This window comes from Modestobacter sp. VKM Ac-2977, assembly GCF_026968045.1.
Lineage (GTDB): Bacteria > Actinomycetota > Actinomycetes > Mycobacteriales > Geodermatophilaceae > Modestobacter.
Window position 1 is genome coordinate 1 of record NZ_JAPVBQ010000002.1, and the last position, 556, is coordinate 556.

General features: G+C 72.5%; 1 rRNA gene. It reads left to right on the plus strand.

The annotated features are described in order from the left end of the window. A 5S ribosomal RNA gene (gene rrf, locus O2V63_RS20795) occupies window positions 1-71 on the plus strand; the annotation flags it as partial. Window positions 72-556: the final 485 nt, after the last annotated feature.

Below are 556 nucleotides of genomic sequence, written 5' to 3' on the forward strand. Positions count from 1 at the left end.
CGGAAGCTAAGCCTTTCAGCGCCGATGGTACTGCCCGGGGGACCGGGTGGGAGAGTAGGACGCCGCCGGACATAACTTCACGAAACGGGGGTCGGAGCATTGCGCTCCGGCCCCCGTTTTGTGCGTTTGTCCGCTTTCGTCGACCGACCGGACGCAACCGCTTCAGCGGTGCGTCGGGTGGATGCGATGCCGTACAGGTGCCCCCACCGGGCGTGCGCCGTTCACCAGTGAGGTACGTAGAACACCATGACTTCTCCGCGACGGGGGCCCTCAGGCTCCGACCGTGGCCGCAGCGCCGGCGGCGCCGGTCGACCGCAGCGCCCCGCGGGGCACCGCGGCTCCCGGCCCACCGAGGGCAATCGGGGAGCCCGGCCCGCAGACGGCAGCCGTGGAGCTGCAGGTGGCGGACGGTCGTCACGTGACGACCGCCCGAGCCCATCAGGTGGTCCCGGAGGGGAGTGGCGCGACCGTCGTCCGGCCGGCGAACGGTCGTCGGGTGGTCGCTCGGGTGGCGGGCGCCCGCAGGGCCAGGGTCGTCCGCAGGGTGGTGGTCGTC